This is a genomic window from Blastococcus sp. TML/M2B (genome assembly GCF_016612865.1).
Lineage (GTDB): Bacteria > Actinomycetota > Actinomycetes > Mycobacteriales > Geodermatophilaceae > Blastococcus.
In genome coordinates this window covers 1328201-1343699 of sequence record NZ_JAENZZ010000002.1, presented here as the reverse complement: position 1 = coordinate 1343699, position 15499 = coordinate 1328201, and the positions used below count along the sequence as shown (strand labels likewise).

General features: G+C 74.7%; 14 protein-coding genes, 2 tRNA genes and 2 pseudogenes. 13 read left to right on the top strand and 5 right to left on the bottom strand.

Features of this window, described 5'->3' with window-relative positions; all coding sequences use genetic code 11:
* The first annotated feature begins 181 nt into the window (after positions 1–181).
* The 4 genes from JKP75_RS24080 to JKP75_RS14980 all read left to right on the top strand — a co-directional run bounded on the left by JKP75_RS24080 (position 182) and on the right by JKP75_RS14980 (position 3342).
* Positions 182–2095: an ATP-dependent DNA helicase UvrD2 gene (locus JKP75_RS24080; RefSeq protein ID WP_309229883.1), complete on the top strand. Its 1914-nt coding sequence runs from the start codon at positions 182–184 to the stop codon at positions 2093–2095.
* A gap of 219 nt (positions 2096–2314) precedes the next feature.
* Entirely contained in the window at positions 2315–2617 is a 303-nt protein-coding gene (locus tag JKP75_RS14990) for a hypothetical protein (RefSeq protein WP_200490530.1), read from the top strand.
* A 231-nt stretch (positions 2618–2848) separates the two neighbouring features.
* The gene (locus tag JKP75_RS14985; RefSeq protein ID WP_200491352.1) at positions 2849–3103 is read left to right on the top strand and encodes a WhiB family transcriptional regulator; all 255 of its coding nucleotides are present in this window, start codon (positions 2849–2851) and stop codon (positions 3101–3103) included.
* The gene (locus JKP75_RS14980; protein WP_200491440.1) at positions 3100–3342 is read left to right on the top strand and encodes a hypothetical protein; all 243 of its coding nucleotides are present in this window, start codon (positions 3100–3102) and stop codon (positions 3340–3342) included. The genes JKP75_RS14985 and JKP75_RS14980 overlap by 4 nt, the downstream gene beginning before the upstream one ends.
* A gap of 33 nt (positions 3343–3375) precedes the next feature.
* Here JKP75_RS14980 and JKP75_RS14975 read toward each other — a convergent pair whose 3' ends face one another.
* From JKP75_RS14975 to JKP75_RS24075, 3 genes are all read right to left on the bottom strand, one after another.
* Positions 3376–4698 carry an AarF/ABC1/UbiB kinase family protein gene (locus tag JKP75_RS14975; protein WP_309229882.1) on the bottom strand — a complete coding sequence of 441 codons (1323 nt, stop codon included), beginning with the start codon at positions 4696–4698 and terminating at the stop codon, positions 3376–3378.
* Positions 4699–4771: 73 nt separating this feature from the next.
* A complete protein-coding gene (locus tag JKP75_RS14970; protein ID WP_200490531.1) occupies positions 4772–5821 on the bottom strand; it encodes a ThiF family adenylyltransferase in 1050 nt (349 codons plus the stop codon).
* Between the two features lie 119 nt (positions 5822–5940).
* Positions 5941–6093, bottom strand: a complete 153-nt coding sequence (locus tag JKP75_RS24075) for a DUF5679 domain-containing protein (RefSeq protein ID WP_012950213.1) — start codon at positions 6091–6093, stop codon at positions 5941–5943.
* Between the two features lie 390 nt (positions 6094–6483).
* Between JKP75_RS24075 and JKP75_RS14960 the strand changes: the two genes are divergently transcribed.
* Positions 6484–7170, top strand: coding sequence for a M48 family metallopeptidase (locus JKP75_RS14960; protein WP_309229880.1), 687 nt, complete (start codon positions 6484–6486; stop codon positions 7168–7170).
* A gap of 9 nt (positions 7171–7179) precedes the next feature.
* On the opposite strand, the gene JKP75_RS14955 is transcribed toward JKP75_RS14960, so the two are convergent.
* Complete coding sequence (locus tag JKP75_RS14955; protein WP_200493199.1) at positions 7180–8526, bottom strand: zinc-dependent metalloprotease; 1347 nt, start codon at positions 8524–8526, stop codon at positions 7180–7182.
* A 103-nt stretch (positions 8527–8629) separates the two neighbouring features.
* On the opposite strand from JKP75_RS14955, the gene JKP75_RS14950 reads away from it, so the two are divergent.
* The 7 genes and pseudogenes from JKP75_RS14950 to JKP75_RS14930 all read left to right on the top strand — a co-directional run bounded on the left by JKP75_RS14950 (position 8630) and on the right by JKP75_RS14930 (position 14753).
* Positions 8630–9652 (top strand): S16 family serine protease, encoded by a 1023-nt coding sequence (locus JKP75_RS14950; protein WP_200490533.1) that lies wholly within the window; start codon positions 8630–8632, stop codon positions 9650–9652.
* A 177-nt stretch (positions 9653–9829) separates the two neighbouring features.
* A pseudogene (locus tag JKP75_RS21620) lies at positions 9830–10120 on the top strand (UPF0182 family protein); the annotation flags it as partial.
* A 76-nt stretch (positions 10121–10196) separates the two neighbouring features.
* Positions 10197–12800 carry a UPF0182 family protein gene (locus tag JKP75_RS14945; RefSeq protein ID WP_242473550.1) on the top strand — a complete coding sequence of 868 codons (2604 nt, stop codon included), beginning with the start codon at positions 10197–10199 and terminating at the stop codon, positions 12798–12800.
* A gap of 67 nt (positions 12801–12867) precedes the next feature.
* Positions 12868–12941, top strand: a tRNA-Met gene (locus JKP75_RS14940).
* Positions 12942–13189: 248 nt separating this feature from the next.
* Positions 13190–13588: pseudogene (locus JKP75_RS24710) on the top strand (phytanoyl-CoA dioxygenase family protein); the annotation flags it as partial.
* A gap of 124 nt (positions 13589–13712) precedes the next feature.
* Positions 13713–13838 carry a hypothetical protein gene (locus JKP75_RS23000; protein ID WP_255523321.1) on the top strand — a complete coding sequence of 42 codons (126 nt, stop codon included), beginning with the start codon at positions 13713–13715 and terminating at the stop codon, positions 13836–13838.
* 33 nt (positions 13839–13871) lie between these two features.
* A complete protein-coding gene (locus tag JKP75_RS14930) occupies positions 13872–14753 on the top strand; it encodes an alpha/beta fold hydrolase (protein ID WP_200490536.1) in 882 nt (293 codons plus the stop codon).
* A gap of 33 nt (positions 14754–14786) precedes the next feature.
* On the opposite strand, the gene JKP75_RS14925 is transcribed toward JKP75_RS14930, so the two are convergent.
* Positions 14787–15245: a hypothetical protein gene (locus JKP75_RS14925; protein WP_200490537.1), complete on the bottom strand. Its 459-nt coding sequence runs from the start codon at positions 15243–15245 to the stop codon at positions 14787–14789.
* 154 nt (positions 15246–15399) lie between these two features.
* On the opposite strand from JKP75_RS14925, the gene JKP75_RS14920 reads away from it, so the two are divergent.
* Positions 15400–15476, top strand: a tRNA-Met gene (locus JKP75_RS14920).
* Positions 15477–15499: the final 23 nt, after the last annotated feature.

Here is a 15499-nt window from a genome sequence, read left to right as displayed (position 1 = left end):
CAACGCGGCCTTCCTGGGGATGCTTCCCCATGAGGTCGGCGCGGGCTGGGAGGATCGCCCTGTGACACGAGCCCGGAGCACCCGATGAGCGCGGCGACCCGATCGGGCTCCCGCGCGGAGGACGTGCTCGCCGGGCTCGACGAGGAGCAGCGGACCGCCGCGCAGGCGGTGACCGGGCCCCGTGTGCATCCTCGCCGGCGCGGGCACGGGCAAGACCCGCACGATCACCCACCGCATCGCCTACGGCGTGCACACCGGCGTCTACGTCCCCGAGCAGGTGCTCGCGGTGACGTTCACCGCGCGCGCGGCCGGCGAGCTCCGCACCAGGCTGCAGGCGCTCGACGTCGGCGGGGTGCAGGCCCGCACGTTCCACGCCGCGGCCATGCGGCAGCTGCGCTACTTCGCCCCGCGCGTGCTCGGCGGCCCGATGCCGGCGCTGATCGAGAACAAGCTGCGGGTGGTCGCCTCCGCGGCGGCGCGCAACCGGCTCACCACCGACCGGACCAGCCTGCGCGACCTCGCCAGCGAGATCGAGTGGGCCAAGACGACCTTGGCGACGCCGGAGGACTACCCGGCCCGGGCCAAGGCCGCCGGCCGGGAGACGCCGTTCGAGCCGGCCGCGGTCGCCGCGGTCTACGCCAGCTACGAGTCGGCGAAGGAGCGCGACGGCGCGCTGGACTTCGAGGACCTGCTGCTGGTCACCGCGTACGCGCTCGAGGGCCACCCGGACGTCGCCCGCGCCGTGCGCGACCAGTACCGGCACTTCGTCGTCGACGAGTACCAGGACGTCAACCCGCTCCAGCAGCGGCTGCTCGACGCCTGGCTCGGCGGCCGGGCCGAGGTCTGCGTCGTGGGCGACCCCAACCAGACCATCTACTCCTTCACCGGTGCCGACCCCGACTACCTGCTGGGCTTCGCCGACCGCTATCCCGACGCGGAGGTGGTCAAGCTCGAGCGCGACTACCGGTCGACGCCGCAGGTCGTCGGGCTGGCCAACCGGCTCATCGGCATGGCGCCCCGGCGCAAGGGGCTGCCCGGCCTGCGGCTGCTCGGCCAGCGCGCCGACGCCGCCGAGCCGCGGTTCGAGGAGCACCCCGACGAGCCCGCCGAGGCCAAGGCGGTCGCCGAGCGCTGCCGGGCGCTGATCGACGAGGGCCTGCCGGCCAGCGAGATCGCGATCCTCTTCCGGATCAACGCGCAGTCGCAGGTGTACGAGTCGGCGCTGGCCGACGTCGGCGTTCCGTACGTGCTGCGCGGTGGCGAACGGTTCTTCGAGCGGCCTGAGGTGCGCGAGGCGGTGCTGCTGCTCCGCGGCGCCGCCGCCGGCGGCAACGAGCCCGGGATGCTCGTGCCCGCGGTGCGCGACGTCCTGGCGTCCACCGGCTGGGCCGAGCACCGCCCGCCCGCCGGGGGTGCGGCGCGCGACCGCTGGCAGTCCCTGTCGGCCCTGGTCGACCTCGCCGTCGACCTGGTCGAGGAGAACCCCTCGCTGGACCTCGCCGGCTTCGTGGGGCACCTGGCGCAGCGGGCCGACGCCCAGCACGCGCCCACGGTGCAGGGCGTGACGCTGGCGTCGATGCACGCCGCCAAGGGCCTGGAGTGGGACGCCGTCTTCGTCGTCGGGATCGTCGACGGCGTGCTGCCCATCGCGCAGTCGCTGTCCCGGCCCGACGCGGTGGAGGAGGAGCGCCGGCTGCTCTACGTCGCCATCACCCGGGCGCGCGAGCAGCTGACCCTCTCCTGGTCGCTGGCGCGCAACCCCGGCGCCAAGCGGGCCCGGCCGCGCAGCCGGTTCCTCACCGGGCTGGCACCGGACTCCGGTCCGACGGCGCCGCCGGCCCGCAGCCGGACCAAGCGGCCCAAGGTGGTGCTCGAGGGCGAGGCGGGGGAGCTGTTCGAGCGGCTCCGGGCGTGGCGCAGCTCGGCGGCGCAGGCGCAGTCGGTGCCGGCCTACGTCGTCTTCACCGACGCCACGCTGCAGGCGATCGCCGAGACGCGGCCGGCGAACCTGCGCGAGCTCTCCGCGCTGCCCGGCATCGGCTCGCGCAAGCTCGAGCTCTACGGCGAGGACGTGCTCGCCGCCGTCACCGGCTGACGCCCACGCCCTGCCGGCGCTCTGCACGGGGCGACCGGCCGGTCGCCCAGCGCGAGGGCGGGCCGCCGCCGCTGCACCGCGGGACCCCGTCGGGCGACGCGTCGGTTAATTCGATTGACCGCCCCCGCGGGCCCCTCCTAGTGTCCTGACCCACACGAGCTGCACCCAGCCCGAGCGCTGCCACCCGGCCCCGCTCGCGACCCGGAAGGAGGGGTGGACGTGATCAGCACGACGTGGACCGACGCCCCCGCCGGGTTCTCCGGCCGGGGCGCAACCGCCCTGCCCGCCCTCGCCCGTCCGGCCGTCGCCGGCGGCCCCGCGGTCCTGATGGCGCCCACCGCTGCCCCGATCCAGGGGTGCGGTCTGCCCGCCGTCCGGCTGCGCCGCAGCGATGAGCGCGACGTCGCCACCCGGTCCTACCTCGCACAGGCAGTGATCGGCGGCACCGCCCCGAACGGCACCACCACGCACGACTTCGGCATCACCCTCGGGATCCACTCCCCGGGGAGACCCCTGAGCTAGCCGCTCACGGTCCTCCTCGAGGCCGCGGAACCCGAACCCCGGGATCCGCGGCCTCTCTCGTTTGCAGCGCCGCGGCACCCGGCCCCGACTCCGGTCGGCGGGCCCCCGCCGGTCGACAGACGACGAACACGAGGAGGAGCGGCAGTGCTGCAGACGATCGACCGCCCGACGTCCCTGCACCGGACCCCGCCCGGATCCGGCGGAGCGACGCCGAGACGGCCGCAGCCGCCTCTGTCACCCGCCCCGGTGCGGCATCCCGTGCCGTGCCGCGACGAGGACCCGGAGCTCTGGTTCGCCGAGAGCCCGAGCGATCTGGAACTGGCCAAGACGCTCTGCGCCCCGTGCCCGGTCCGCGACGCCTGCCTGGCCGGCGCCCTGGACCGCGGCGAGCCGTGGGGTGTCTGGGGCGGCGAGATCTTCGACCGCGGTGTCGTCATCGCCCGCAAGCGGCCCCGCGGCCGCCCGCGGAAGGTGACCGCCGCGTGAGCACCCCAGAGCAGTCCGCCCCCGCCGCAGCGGTGGGGGTGCCATCAGCAACGACGACCACCGAGGAACCCGACATGCTCATGTACGACCACGCCCTGGCCCAGAGCCGGATGGCCGAGATGCGGGAGGAGGCGCTCACCGCCGCCCGCGCGCACCGGCTGTACGTCGCCCGCCGGGCCGCCCGCCGCGCCGAGCGGGCGGTGCGCCGCGCCGCCCGCCTCAGCGCGTCCGTCTATTGAGATGGGGCCGGGTCCGTGCAGGACCCGGCCCCGTCAGGCCCGGAAGCCGGGCAGCCACTCCTCCAGCACGCCGCGGAAGCCGCCCTCGGCGTCCAGCTGGCACAGCACACCGATGGAGCCGATCGTCACCCGGTGGATGAGCAGGTAGGCCGGCGGCAGGTTCAGCTGGCGGCCCAGCCGGCTGGCCTCCAGGCGCGGGTCGGCGATCCGGGCGGCCTGCTCCTGCATCCACGCCCGGGTGAAGTGGAACCGCGGCTCGGCGATCGGGTCGAGCATCGGCCGCAGGAAGTCGTGCACCCCCTGCGCGTCGATCTGGGCGTTGGGCAGCACGAAGCCCTCCGACCGCAGGTCGGCCAGCACCTCCTCGGCGCGCCCCTCCAGCGCCCAGCGCAGCAGCCGCCCGATCGGCTCGGGGTGGCCGTCGGGCAGCCGCGCCGTCGCCCCGAAGTCGATGACGCCGAGCCGGCCGTCGGGCAGCAACCGGAAGTTGCCCGGGTGCGGGTCGGCGTGCAGCAGCCCGGCCCGCTGGGGCGCGCTGAAGTGCAGCAGCGCCATGAGCACACCCGCGTGGTCCCGCTGCTCGCGCGTGCCGCCGGCGATGATCCGGGACAGCGGGGTGCCCTCGAGCCACTCCGAGACGATGACCTTCGGAGCGCTGGCGACCACCCGCGGCACCACGATCTGCGGGTCGTCGGCGAAGGCCGCCGCGAAGCCGCGCTGCGCGTCGGCCTCCAGGCTGTAGTCCAGCTCCTCGACCACCCGCGCCTTGAGCTCGGCGATGAGCGGCTTGACGTCCATGCCGGGGAAGAGCACCGCGAACATGCGGGCGAAGCGGCTGAGCTGGTTCAGGTCCGACATCAGCGCCGTCGCCGCACCCGGGTACTGGATCTTCACGGCGACGTCGCGGCCGTCCCGCCACGTCGCCCGGTGCACCTGCCCGATGCTCGCGGCGGCGGCCGGCTGGTCGTCGAACTCGCGGAACCGCGTCCGCCACGTGCCGCCGAGCTGCTGGGCGAGCACCGCGTGCACGGTGCGCACCGGCATCGGTGGCGCCTCCTCCTGCAGCTTGACCAGCGCGTCCCGGTAGGGGGCGGCCATCTCCTCGGGCACGGCGGCCTCGAAGACCGACAGCGTCTGCCCGAGCTTCATCGCCCCGCCCTTGAGCTGCCCGAGCACCGCGAACAGCTGCTCGGCGGTGCGCTGCTGCAGCTCGGCGGAGACCGCGTCGGCCGACTGGCCGGACAGCCGCTTGCCCAGTCCCAGGGTGGCCCGGCCGGCCGCGCCCAGGGGGAGCGACGCCAGGCGCGCGGTCCGGGAGACCGAGCCCCGCGGCATCACCGGTCGATCCTCGGCCACGCATCCTCCTCGTCGGCGCCGTGCCCGCCCCCGCGGCGGCACGGAGGCGTCACGGGCGAACCCGCGAGCGCGTTCACGGGCCATTGTCCCCTGCCGGTCGGTCCGTCCGCTGGGTGCAGCCGCACTCCGGGTGCGGAACCCAGCGCCGCACCCGTGGGACCAGCTCGGGCGGCACCAGCTCCAGCGTCGCATCCACGGCGGCCGGCGCCGCGCTGCCGTCCAGGTAGGCGAGCACCTGCGCGGCGGCGGTCGCGGCGGTGAGCAGGCAGGTCACGGTGGAGCCGCTGGGCGGCGGGTCGGCGGCGGTCAGCTGCGCGGCGAGCTGCGGCCAGCGCGGATCGGCGTCGCGGCGGTGCAGGTCCGCGCAGCGCAGGCAGCTGGTCACGCCGGGCACGACCAGGGGGCCGACGACGCCGGTCGCGCCGCGGACGGTGGCGACCAGGTGCGGCACCCCGGCCCGCGACCAGCGGGCGGTCGTGGGGTCGGAGGCGGCCCACGGCCGGGCGAGCACCACGAGGTCGGGGGAGGCGCCGGCACCCGGTGGGCGCAGGTCGGTGAGCGGGCTGGCCCGCCGGACGGCGTCCGCGGCGGCCAGCGACCGGGGGCGGCCCTCGTCGGCGGCGGTGGCCCCGCCGACGACGGCGTCCCCGGCTGCGGTGAGCCCGCCGTCGCGGACGCTGACCCGGCCGACACCGCTGGCGGCCAGCACCGCGGCCAGCGGGGTGCCGACCCGCGTGGCCCCCTCGACGACCACGACGGCGGCGCGCCGGTTCCGCCACCCGCCTCCGGGCGGCAGCTCGACGACGCGACGGGCGGCCGCGGCCGGCCCTGCGTCGCTGGCGAGGAGGTCGGCGGCGTCGACGTCGACCAGCAGGCCGGCGGCGCGCAGCTCGTCGAGGACGGCGCCCACCGCGCCGGCGTCCAGCCCCGCGCGTGCCGCGTCGGCCACGACCGCGCGCTGCACCCGGCGGCCGTCCAGGCCGCGCAGGAGGCCGGCCAGCCCCTCGGGTTGCGGGCTGACCAGCAGCCCCTCGGCGGTGTCGACGCCCCCGACCTGGAGGTCGGCGGCGTCGCTGCGCAGCAACGGGGTCGCGGCGGGGAGCAGGGGGTGGGCGTCGCTCACCGGGGGAGCGTGCCAGCGCGCGGCCGGGCCGCGCGGGCGTCGTCCACAGGTGCTGCGGAACGACGACGGCGACGCCCCCGAGGGGGACGCCGCCGTCGTCGACCGCTGGGGGCCGGTGCTCAGGCCTTGCCGAGGATCCGGTTCATCTTGGTGCCGCACACGGGGCAGGTGCCCTGGGCCATGCGACGGCCGGACTCGCTGACCTTGACCTCGCCGTCGAAGTCGCGCTTCTCCTTGCACTTCACGCAGTAGCCGTTGTAGCTCTCAGCCACGGGATCTCCTCGGTCTCGGGGGGCGACCCGGCGGGGACGCCGGGCGCCGTCGTGCCGGAACGCTACCCGTGTCGGCGTGTCCCGATACCGCGGGCGGGGAGCCAGTGGGGAGCGCTGCCCACAGCCTGTGGACAACCCTGTGGAGCACGTGGGGAACCGTCGGCGTGTCCCTGTGCGTGGACGGGGGGCGGAGCCGGGGACAACCCCGGCCGGTGACCACCCGCACCTCGTCCGACCTGCGCGGACGCCCCCGCGCGGGTTGTGGAACGCCCCGGTCGGAGGGCGCGCTCACCGATCCGTGACCCGCCGTGTCCACCGTCCGTGCGACGTGCACCCGAGAGGGTGGCCGCGGGCGGGCACGGGAGCGGTCCGGTGGCTTACGGTTCCCCCGTGCACGGACCGCTCCCCGACGCCTCCGCACGCTCCGCATCCGCCGGCACCCCGCCGGCCGCTGCCGCGCGAGCGGCCCGCGCCGTCCCCATGGCCCGGAGCAGGTCGGCCGACGACGCAGCACCCGTGCCCGGGGGCGACCCCGAGTCCGTCGTCGAGGTCCGGCGCAGCGCGCGCCGGCGGCGCACGGTGACCGCCTACCGGGAGAGCGGGCGCACCGTCGTCCTCATCCCCGCGGCCTTCAGCCCGGCGGAGGAGCGCCGCTGGGTGGCCCAGATGGTGGCCAAGCTCCAGACCCGCGAGGAGCGCCGTCGCCGCTCCCTCGGTGGCGACGACGAGCTCATGGCGCGGGCCCGCGCGCTCTCGGTCGCCCACCTCGACGGGCTGGCCGAGCCCGCGTCGGTGCGCTGGGTCGACAACCAGCAGCGCCGCTGGGGGTCGTGCACCCCGGCCGACCGCAGCATCCGGCTGTCCAGCCGGCTGCAGACGATGCCGGAGTACGTCGTCGACTACGTGCTGGTCCACGAGCTGGTGCACCTGCTCGAGCCCGGCCACGACGAGCGCTTCTGGGCGCTGGTCGCCCGCTACCCGCGCGCCGAGCGGGCGCGCGGGTTCCTCGAGGGCGTCGAGCTGGCGAACACCGCCGGCGCGGCCGGTGAGGACGCCGCGCCCGACCTCGTCGACTGAGCAGCCGCGTCAGTCCCGCTCGGGCGGCTGCTCGTCGGTGAGCGCCTGCAGCTCGTCGTCGAGGCCGTGGCCCTGGCGTGCGACGAAGTCCATCGGCTCGTCCAGGTCGTCCGACGTCGGCAGCAGGTCGGGGTGGTGCCACAGCCGGTCGCGGTCCTCGGCGCCGTGCTGCTGGGTCATCGCGCCCCAGACGGTGGCGGCGTCGCGCAGCCGGCGGGGGCGCAGCTGCAGCCCGACGAGGGTGGCGAAGGTCTGCTCGGCCGGCCCGCCGGTGGCGCGGCGGCGGCGCATCGTCTCGGCCAGCGCGGAGTGGCCCGGCAGCCGGTCCTTCGCGGCGGCCGCGACGACGGTGTCGATCCAGCCCTCCACCAGCGCGAGCAGGGTCTCCAGGCGGCGCAGCGCCATCGCCTGCTCGGGGGTCTCCTCGGGCTCGAGCACGCCGCTGCCCAGCAGCCGCTGGATGCTCTCCGGGTCGCTGGGGTCCAGGCCCTCGAGCCCGCCGCCGGACATGGCCTCGGTGAGGCCGCGCTCGATGGCCTCGCGATCGATGCTGATGCCGCGGGCGTAGGCGTGGACGGCGTCCTGCAGCTGCTGGCGCAGCCACGGCACGTGCGCGAACAGCCGCTGGGCGGCGGCCTCGCGCAGCGCGAGGAACAGCCGCACCTCGTCCGCGGGGCGGTCGAGCCCGGCGGCGAACGCGGCGACGTTCTGCGGCACCAGCACGCCGGTGCCGCCCGGGGCGAGCGGGAGCCCCACATCGGTGCTGGTCAGCACCTCGTCGGCGAGCTTGCCGAGCGCCGAGCCGACCTGGGCGCCGAACATCAGCCCGCCCATCCGGCCCATGATCCCGGCGATCGGCCCGAAGGACATCGCCGCCTCCTGCGGCAGCGCGCTGGTCATCGCGCCGACCACCCGCTCGGCGAGCGGGTCGATCAGCGCGCCCCACTCCGGCAGGGTCTTCTCCACCCACTCGACCCGCGACCACGCGGCGGTGCGCTCGATGCCCGAGGGCAGCTCGGTGACCTGGTCCAGCCACAGGTCGGCCAACCGCAGCGCCTCGGCGACCGCGGTGCGCTCGCCGTCGGAGGAGGGCTGGTGGCCGGCGGCCAGCTGGCTGATGGCGCTCTGCGTGGCGAGGTCCCAGTTGACCGGGCCGCCCGACCAGCTCATGAGCTTCTGCAGCTCCGCGAACAACGGCATCTTGCCCAGCACGTCCTCGGGGTTGCCGCCGCCGGCGATGCCCCCGAACAGCGCGCCCAGGCCGAACGGGTCACCGCCGGGGGTGCTCCCGCCGCCCTCGTCACGGCGCTCGGGATCGCGGTCGGGGGGACCGAAGCCGAAGGGGAGGTCGCTCATGCGTCCACGGTAGACGCGGGATCTTCGCGAAGGGGCCGGGTGCGTTCCGCCCACAGCGCACGGCGGGACCCCGCGCCACGGCGGGGCCCTAAGCTGGCCCGTCGTGACCCGTCGCATCGCCGTCCTGAGCGCCGGTGGCCTGCTGCTGGTGCTCTTCGGCGTCCTCGGCACGACGCTGCCGGTGCCCTACGTCGCCCAGGTGCCCGGCCCCACCTACGACACGCTCGGCGACATCGACGGCGAGCCGATCATCTCCGTCGAGGGCCGCGAGCGGAACGAGGTCGAGGGCAACCTCAACCTGACGACGGTCGGCGTGGGCCGCGGCGGGCTGAGCCTCGTGCAGGCGGTCCGCGGCTGGTTCGACGACGAGATCGCCGTCGTCCCGGAGGAGTCGGTCTACCCGCCCGACCGCACCGAGGAGGAGACGCGGCAGCTCAACCGCCGCGCGTTCCTCACCTCGGAGCAGGCCGCCGAGAGCGTGGCGCTGGGGCACCTGGGCTACCCGGTCAAGGTCGCCGTCCGGGCCGTCCCGGAGGGCTCGCCGTCGGAGGGCCTGCTCGAGGAGGGCGACGCGATCGAGTCGGTCGACGGCCGGCCGACCCCCGACTTCGCCGCGCTCGACGAGGTGCTCTCCTCGGTCCCGCCCCGGACCCCGGTGGCCGTCGGCTACACGCGGCTCGGCGAGCCCGGCACGACCACGGTCACCACCCGCGCGGCCGAGGAGGGCGACGGCTCCGCGCTGGGGGTCACCGTGCTCGAGCAGCCGGTCGCCCCGTTCGACGTCGACATCCAGGTCGAGGGCGTCGGCGGCCCGTCGGCCGGGCTCATGCTGACCCTCGGCATCCTCGACCTGGTCGGCGACGAGGACCTCACCGGGGGCGCGCTCGTGGCGGGCACCGGGACGATCGACGCCGAGGGCGCGGTCGGCCCGATCGGCGGCATCCCGCTGAAGATGGTCGCCGCCCGCGAGATCGGCGCGGACCTCTTCCTGGTCCCGGCCGGCAACTGCGACGAGGCGCTCGCCGCCGCCGACCCCGGCTTCCCCCTGGCGAAGGTCGCCAGCCTGGACGACGCCCTCGCCGCGCTGGCCGATCTCCGGGCCGGGCGCACGCCCGCCGGCTGCTGATCCGGGGCGCCCGGGAACCACGGCGCCCGTGGCGCGTTGTGCTGGGATGAGCGGGAGAGCGCGCCGAGGGTCGGGCGCGCGCCCCGCCGGCGACGGGCTCCTGCCGCGTCGCCGGAGCGCCCGCACCTGACGCTCTGCTACCGAAGAACGTGCAACTGAAGGAGACCGCTCGTGGCCATGCGGCCCCCCGTGCCGGTGCCGACGCTGTCGCGGCGCGCGAAGCTGGCCCTCGGCGCCATCGCCGTGCTGCTCGTGCTGTTCACGGCAGTCGGCACGCTGACCAACGTCTACGTCGACTACCTGTGGTTCGACGAGACCAAGTACACCGAGGTCTTCTGGACCGAGCTGCAGAGCCGGGCGCTGCTCTTCGCCGTGGCGGGGGTGGCGACCGGCGGGCTGACCGCGCTGTCGATCTACCTCGCCTACCGGTTCCGGCCCACGTTCCGGCCGATGTCGCTCGAGCAGCAGAACCTCGAGCGCTACCGGCAGTCGCTGGAGCCGCGCGCCGGGCTGGTGCTCGCCGGCGTCGACCGTCGTCCTCGGCCTGTTCGCGGGCTTCACCGCCCAGGGCAGCTGGGAGACCTGGCTGACCTTCCGCAACAGCACCGACTTCGGCCAGACCGACCCGCAGTTCGGGCTGGACCTGTCCTTCTTCGTCTTCGAGTACCCCTTCTACCGGCTGCTGCTGGGCTTCGGGTTCGCCATCGCGATCCTGGCGCTGATCGGCTCGCTGGTGACCAACTACGTCTTCGGCGGCCTGCGCCTGCAGACGCCGGGGCAGAAGCTCACCTCCGCGGCCCGCGTGCAGATCTCGGTGCTGCTCGGGGTCTTCGTGGCGCTCAAGGCGGTCGCGTACTGGCTGGACCGCTACGGCCTGGTCTACTCCAGCCGCGGCGACGTGTTCACCGGCGCCAGCTACACCGACGTCAACGCGCTGCTCGTGCCCAAGACGATCCTGGTGTTCGTCGCCGCGGTCTGCGCGGTCGCGTTCTTCGCCAACATCGTCGTCCGCAACTTCCTGCTGCCGGCCGCGGCGCTGGTGCTGCTGCTGGCCTCGAGCCTGGTCATCGGCGTGGCCTACCCGGCGATCGTGCAGCAGTTCGTGGTCAAGCCCAGCGCCAACGAGAAGGAGGCGCCCTACATCGAGCGCGCCATCGAGATGACGCGGCAGGCCTACGGCCTGGACGAGATCGAGTACGTGAACTACGCGCAGGAGACCACCGGCGACGAGGCCGACCCCGAGGTCGCCCTGGCCGAGCTGCGGGGGGACACCGAGACGATCCCGAACGCCCGCCTGCTGGACCCCAACGTGCTGGCCGACACCTTCACCGCCCGCCAGCAGATCCGCAACTGGTACGGCTTCCCGGAGAAGCTCGACGTCGACCGCTACACCGTCGACGGCGAGCTGCGCGACTACGTCGTGGCGGTCCGCGAGCTCGACAGCTCCGCGCTGTCGGAGAACCAGAGCACCTGGATCAACCGGCACACCGTCTACACCCACGGGCACGGCTTCGTGGCGGCGCCCGCGAACCAGGTGGTCGCCGGCTCCGACGGCGGTGAGCCGAACTTCACGACCCTCGACCTGCCCGTCCAGGGCGACATCGAGGTCGACCAGAGCCGGATCTACTACGGCGAGCTGATCGAGGACTACTCGGTCGTCGGCGCGCCCGACGGCACCGCGCCGCGCGAGTCCGACCTCCCCGAGGGCGGTTCGGACGACCGGCAGATCAACAACACCTACGACGGCGAGGGCGGGGTGTCGGTCGGCAGCTTCTTCCGGCAGCTGACGTTCGCCACCTACTTCCGGGAGCGCAACTTCCTGCTCTCCAGCGCGGTCAACGAGGAGTCCAAGGTCCTCTACGTCCGCGACCCCCGGGACCGGGTGGAGAAGGCCGCACCCTTCCTCGAGGTGGACGGCGACCCGTACCCGGCGGTCCTCGACGGCAAGGTCACCTGGATCCTCGACGGCTACACGACGTCGGACTCCTACCCCTACTCCGAGCAGATGGAGCTGGGCGAGGCCGCGGCCGACGCGCTCACCGGCACCGGCACGACCGCGCTGCCGAACGACACCTTCAACTACATCCGCAACTCGGTGAAGGCCACCGTCGACGCCTACGACGGCACTGTCACGCTCTACGAGTGGGACACCGAGGACCCGGTCCTCAAGACCTACATGAAGGCCTTCCCGGGTGTCGTGCAGCCCTACGAGGACATCCCCGACGAGCTGCGCGAGCACGTCCGGTACCCCGAGGACCTGTTCAAGGTGCAGCGGGACATCCTGACCCGCTACCACGTCGACGAGCCCATCTCGTTCTACGAGGGCAGTGACCGCTGGCAGGTCCCGGACGACCCGACGCAGAACGTCGAGGAGAACCAGCCGCCGTACTACATCCTGGCCCAGCGGCCCGGGGACGCGGAGGCCACGTTCCAGCTGACCAGCGCGCTCAACGCGTTCCAGCGGCCGAACCTGTCGGCCTTCGTCTCGGCGTCCAGCGATCCGGACCCGGAGCGCTACGGCAAGATCCAGGTGCTGCAGCTGCCGGGCAGCACCCCCTTCCGCGGCCCGCAGCAGGTGCAGCAGTCGTTCAACACCTTCGACCAGGTCGCCCGGGACCTCACCCTGTTCAACAGCCAGAACAGCCAGGCGGTCTTCGGCAACCTGCTCACCCTGCCCATCGGCGAGGACGGCTTGCTCTACGTCCAGCCGCTGTACGTGGAGGGCACGTCGAGCAACTCCTTCCCGCTGCTGCGGAAGGTGCTGGTCAACTTCGGCGGTCAGGTCGGGTACGCCGACACCCTCGCCGAGGCGCTGGACCAGGTGTTCGGCGCCGGGGCCGGCGAGGTGGCCACCGACAGCGGTGACGCACCGACGACACCGGACGACGGCGAGGAGACGCCACCCGCGTCGCCGTCCCCGTCGCCCACCCCGGCACCCACGCCGGACGACGGCGGGAACGGCGCACCCACGCCGGACCTCGACCGGGCGGTCAGCGACCTGGACGACGCGCTGAGCGCGCTGGCCGACGCCCAGCGAAGCGGCAGCTTCGCGCAGCAGGGTCAGGCGCTCGAGCAGCTGCAGGCCGCCGTCGAGGCCTACCGCGCCGCCCAGGAGGCCGCGGGCGGCTCGGCCACACCCGGCGGCTGACCGGGGGAGGGGCCGGCGCATCCCCGCGCCGGCCCCTCCGCCCCGCCTGGTACGGTGGTCGTACCGACGCGGGGTGGAGCAGCTCGGTAGCTCGCTGGGCTCATAACCCAGAGGTCGCAGGTTCGAATCCTGCCCCCGCTACAACGCCAGGAGGCCCGGTCACCACGGTGACCGGGTCTTCTGCTGTTCCCGGTGCCTGCCGGCCCCGGTGTCCGACGACCGGGGCTGGACCTCACCACCGGCCCGTGGTCTGCTGCCGCGCATGGTGCTGACACCGAACGCCACCGTCGCCGAGGCGACCGCCGCGATCGACCGCGACGGCTACGTCCTGATCGAGCGCCTTATGGACGCCGAGTGGGTGGCCGCGGCGAAGGCGGACCTTGCAGCGCGTGCTCGCGGAGACCGCGACCGGGCGCAACTCCTTCGAGGGCTTCTCCACGCAACGCGTCTACGCCCTGTTCGCCAAGACCCGGTACTTCGACGGGCCGGCCACCCACCCGCTGGTGCTCGGGGTGCTGGACCACGTGCTCGGCCACTACCAGTTCAGCGCGCCGGTGGGCATCCAGATCGGGCCGGGGGAGGTCGCGCAGGTGCTGCACCGCGACGACGACGTCTACCCGCTGCCGCGCACCGGCACGGACGTCGTCGTCAACACGATGTGGCCGCTCGACGACTTCACCGTGGAGAACGGCGCCACCCGGTTCGTGCCGGGCAGCCACCGCTGGGAGGCGGGGCGCACCGCCACCGAGGAGGAGACGACCGCCGCGGTCATGCCGGCGGGATCGGTGCTCATCTACGTCGGCAACCTGATCCACGGCGGGGGCGCGAACACCACCGACCGGCCGCGGCTCGGCGTCATCCTCGAGTACGCCGCCTCCTGGCCTGCGCCCGCAGGAGAACCACACCCTCGCCGTGCCGCGGGAGATCGCCCGCGAGCTGCCCGAGCGGCTCCAGGAGCTGCTGGGCTACAACGTCCACCCGCCGTTCCTCGGGTACGTCGACGGCCGGCACCCGCGGCGGGTGCTCTCCTCGTCCTGACCGCGGGGGGTCCCGTTGATCTAGGTTGGCGACGTGGCTCACACGACGGTCGAGAAGCAGATCGAGGCCGGCGGCCTCCCGTTCACCTATCTGACGGCGGGGCCGGAGGACGGGCCGCTGGCTCTGTGCCTGCACGGCTTCCCCGACACCGCGCACACCTACCGGCACCTGCTGCCGGAGCTGGCCGCCGCCGGGTTCCGGGCGGTGGCCCCGTTCTCGCGCGGCTACGCGCCGACCGCCGTCCCCGCCGACGGCCGGTACCAGACCGGCGCGCTCGCCCGGGACGCCGTCGCGCTGCACGACGCCCTCGGGGGCGACGACCGCGCGGTGCTCATCGGCCACGACTGGGGCGCGCAGGCCACCTACGGGGCCGCGGTCAGCGCGCCGGAGCGCTGGCGGAAGGTCGTCGCCATGGCCGTCCCGGTGGGCCCGGCGCTGGCCGGCTCGTTCTTCACCTACGACCAGATCAAGCGGTCGTTCTACATGTACTTCTTCCAGAACCCGCTGGCCGATGTGCTCGTGGCCGCCGACGACCAGGCGTTCATCGCCCGGCTCTGGGCGGACTGGTCGCCCGGCTACGACGCCACCGAGGACCTCGCCGCCGTGCGCCGCGCTCTCGGGACGCCGGAGAACCTGGCCGCCGCGCTGGGCTACTACCGCGCCCTGTTCGACCCGGCGGAGCAGTCGCCGGAGCTCGCGGCCGAGCAGCAGGCCGTGGGCGGGGTGCCGCCGCAGCCGACGCTGTACCTGCACGGCGCCCAGGACGGCTGCATGGGCGCCGACACCGTCGACGCCGTGCGTGCCGCGCTCTCGCCCGGGTCGGAGGCCGTCGTCGTCGAGGGCGCCGGGCACTTCCTGCACCTCGAGCGCCCGGACGAGGTGAACCGGCACATCCTGGGCTTCCTGGCGGACTGACCGGGCCGGACGGCGCGGGGGCCGGCGGGGCGGTCAGACGGGGCTGAGCCGGTCGCTGCGCCGCCGGTCGGGGTTCGTGCGCCACGCGGGCCGGGCGGGGGCCGCGGGGTGGGCCACCGCCGGGGAGCCGGCGTGCGCCCGTGCCGCGGGTGGGGTGCGCGCGTGGTCCGGCTTGGGGGCGCGCGACCCGGTGAGCAGCGCGTGCGGGCGGGTGGCGTCGGCGCCGTCGTCGGCTGCCGGTGGGTCGACCGGGGGAGCGGGGAAGGTCTCGCGCCGCGGCGGGCGCGCCGGATCGGGCAGCCGCAGCTCGGCCAGGTCCTTCCAGGTGGAGTGCCGCAGCCCGTCGACGACGCACCGGACCCGGCCCAGCACCCGCCCCTCGTCGGTGTGCACCCAGCCCAGCAGCTCCCCGGAGAACCAGAGGCCGCGGTGGTGGATCTCCACGGGCTGGGGGTCGCCCGCGAAGAGGCTCACCGCCGAGTACCCGCTCACGAGGCGGACTGTAGGTCGGCGGAACCGCCCGGCCCGGAAGGCGCGCGAACGCTCTGCCGCGCCGCGTGACGGGCCAGTCCCACCACTCACTCCGGTGCCTGCCGCCACCCCCGCGGCCGGAGGTCCGCGGTCGGTGTACAGTGGCATCTACCGACGCGGGGTGGAGCAGCTCGGTAGCTCGCTGGGCTCATAACCCAGAGGTCGCAGGTTCGAATCCTGTCCCCGCTACCACGATGGAACGGCCCTCACAGTCG

Coding starts and splice junctions, on each gene's coding strand:
- JKP75_RS14955 (WP_200493199.1), bottom strand. CDS start 8,526: ATGAGCGACCTCCCCTTCGGCTTCGGTCCCCCCGACCGCGATCCCGAG.